This window comes from Brevundimonas sp. (assembly GCF_044239655.1).
GTDB lineage: Bacteria > Pseudomonadota > Alphaproteobacteria > Caulobacterales > Caulobacteraceae > Brevundimonas.
The window spans coordinates 1-2811 of the sequence record NZ_JBIIAY010000208.1 but is presented as its reverse complement, the minus strand read 5'-3'; the positions used below and the strand labels follow the sequence as shown (position 1 = coordinate 2811).

General features: G+C 68.3%; 1 protein-coding gene and 1 pseudogene. One reads left to right on the top strand and one right to left on the bottom strand.

Going from position 1 to position 2811, the window contains the following annotated elements:
* Nucleotides 1-395 precede the first annotated feature (395 nt).
* Complete coding sequence (locus ACILQR_RS16380; protein ID WP_395652423.1) at nt 396-1895, bottom strand: UxaA family hydrolase; 1500 nt, start codon at nt 1893-1895, stop codon at nt 396-398.
* A 163-nt stretch (nt 1896-2058) separates the two neighbouring features.
* On the opposite strand from ACILQR_RS16380, the pseudogene ACILQR_RS16375 reads away from it, so the two are divergent.
* A pseudogene (locus ACILQR_RS16375) lies at nt 2059-2811 on the top strand (ATP-dependent DNA helicase); the annotation flags it as partial.

Genomic DNA, 2811 nt, shown 5'->3' with positions numbered 1-2811 from the left:
CCGCCTGATTGGAGTGGACGACTGCCAGGTTCTGGGGTCGTTGGCCCGATGTCTGGCAATCCCGAAATGGGAACGAGATCACGTCGCTCTGGGCGATGGTGAGCGACAGCTACTGAGGGTGTGGCTTCCTGTGCGCCTACAGAGCATTCTACACGACCCTTCCATCTCCCCTAACTAGGACGAATAGCTGGCCAGCGAGCGACATGAGCGGTTCTATAGACGGTTCAAAGCGTACCCTTTCTGGGGGATTGTCACTGTCTGAGTTCCATGGCGACGCTGTGCCACAAACTGTGACACATCGGTGTGCGCTCCTTCGCTAGTCCTCTATATAAATCAATGCATTGAGTGAGTGAGAAATGCGCTACTTCCCATCCTCTCGGGTGCGCCACTTTTTCCTACAGATAGGCCCCGACCGCCCAGGGGACGAACTCGTTGTCGCCGATGCCGAGCGCCTCGGATTTCGACGGCTCGCCGGACGCCACCGCCAGCATCCGCGCGAAGATTTCGGCGCCGACATCGGCGATCGGCGTGCCGGTCAGGACAGGGGAGGCGTCGATGTCCATGTCCTCGTCCATCCAGGACGCCAGCTTGGCGTTCGAGGCCACCTTGATCGACGGTGCGGGCTTGGCCCCGAAGACCGAGCCCCGGCCCGTGGTGAAGACGATCAGATTGGCCCCCGAGGCGATCTGGCCCGTCGCCGAACAGGGATCGTAGCCCGGGCTGTCCATGAAGGTCAGGCCCGGCGACGCCAGCGGCTCCGCGTATCCGATCACGTCGTTCAGCGGCGTCGATCCCGACTTGGCCACGGCACCCAACGACTTCTCCAGAATGGTGGTCAGCCCCCCCTTCAGATTGCCGGGCGAGGGGTTGTTGTTCAGCTCCATCCCGTGCCGGTCGGCATAGGCGCGCCACCATTCCAGACGGGCGTTCAGCTTGTCTGCCACTCCCTGCGACACCGCGCGACGCAGCAGCAGATGCTCGGCACCCCAGATCTCGGGCGTCTCCGACAGCATGGCCGAGCCGCCGTGCGCGACCAGCAGATCGACCGCCGCCCCCAGCGCCGGATTGGCCGTGACGCCGGACCATCCGTCCGACCCGCCGCATTGAAGACCGACCGTCAGGTGCGAGGCCGACACCGTCTGGCGCTGGACCTTCGACGCCTCGTCCACGAGGTCGCGCACGATCCCGATCCCGGCCTCGATGGCGCGGGCGGTGCCCCCCGCCTCCTGGATGGTCATGGCCCGCAGGGTGGTGCCGGTCTCCAGCCCCGTCTTCGACAGCCAGTCGGGAATCTGGTTCGCCTCGCACCCCAGTCCGACGATCAGGATGGCCGCGAAATTCGGATGCCGCGCATAGCCGGCCAGGGTCCGCTGCAACAGTTCCACATCGGTCGACAGGGACGACCCGCCGCATCCGCCCTGATGGGTGAAGGCCACCACCCCGTCCACACCCTCGGGCAGGCCCGAATCCGGGAATGCATCGGCGATCCGCCGCGCCACCGTCGCCGAACAGTTCACGCTGGTCAGAACGCCGATATAGTTGCGCGTCCCGACCCGGCCGTCCTTGCGCACGATGCCCTGGAAGGTCGCACCGGTGAGCGGTGCCGGTGCCCGGACATCGGCCCCGACCTCCGCCTCGCGCCCGTCGTCGGCCATGGCCAGGTTGTGGACGTGGACATGATCCCCCGCCGCGATGGGAACCCGCGCCCGCCCGATCACCTGCCCATAGCGCCGTACCAGCCCGCCCTGCGCCACCGCATGACGCGCGACCTTGTGCCCCTGGGCGATATCCGCCGTCGCAGGCACGGCCAGCCCCTCCGGCGTCTCACCGGCCGCGACGTCGTCGAGCGCCACGGCGATGTCGTCGATGGGATTGAGGATCAGGACACGGCTCATCCCGCCTCTTTGCCACCGGTGGACATGTTGCGCAAAGTCAGAGGCGGCATCGATCCCTTTCGACAGCTTCGACGTCGATGATTGGGTTCATCACGATTTCGGATGATCAGGCCTGCGCCATGTTCCGGTTTCGTTTCGGCCCGAGTCTCGCTATCTAGGCACCGTGACCCCCACCACCCTCGCCCCCAATGCACTGACCGGCACCGAGCCGTGGCTGGTCCTGCCGGCGGCGCTGGCTGTGCCGCCCGGCGCGGGGGCGATCTGTGACGAAGAGGGGGCGCGGCGGATCGGGCGGGGGGCGGCCGAGGGGGTGTTCACGACCCAGGCCGTGCTGGTCGCTCATGCCAGTCTGACGGCGCGGCGGCTGGGGTTGTCGCCGCCTGCGCGGTCGCCGGACCTGCTGGATGTGCTGGAGCTCCACGCCTTCGTCCGCCCGGCGCGGTTCTGCGCGCCGTCGCCGAGCGGGCTGGCCCTCGCGCTGGGCCTGTCCGAACCGAAAGGCGCTGAAGCCCAGGCCGAGGCCCTGCGTCATGCGGCCGGGGCCCTGCTGCGTGAACTGGCCGACCCGGCCTATCCGCACCGCGAGGACGCCTTCACCCTGGCCGAGACGCTGGGGCGGGCCCAGTGGGCCTGGGCCTGGCGGGTATCGGGCGCGCTCCAGCACGCGCCGATGCGCGAGCGGAAATATCGCGGCTCGGGCCTCGACGCCTGGTCGCGCCTGCCGGAGTGGGAGGACGAGGCCCCGCGCGGCGAGGCGGGGTCGGCGGCCGTCGACAGCGAATCTGCCCGCATCCGTCTGGCCAAGCTGCTTCAGGCCTCGGGCCTGGACGAGACCCGCCCGACCCAGTCCGACTATGCCGCCGAAGCCGCCTATGCCTTTTCGCCCCGCAACGAAGAGGGGCGGCCCCGCGTCCTG

Excerpts from the sequence above, each read along its gene's own strand:
- ACILQR_RS16380 (WP_395652423.1), bottom strand. The coding sequence starts at position 1,895 with ATGAGCCGTGTCCTGATCCTCAATCCCATCGACGACATCGCCGTGGCG.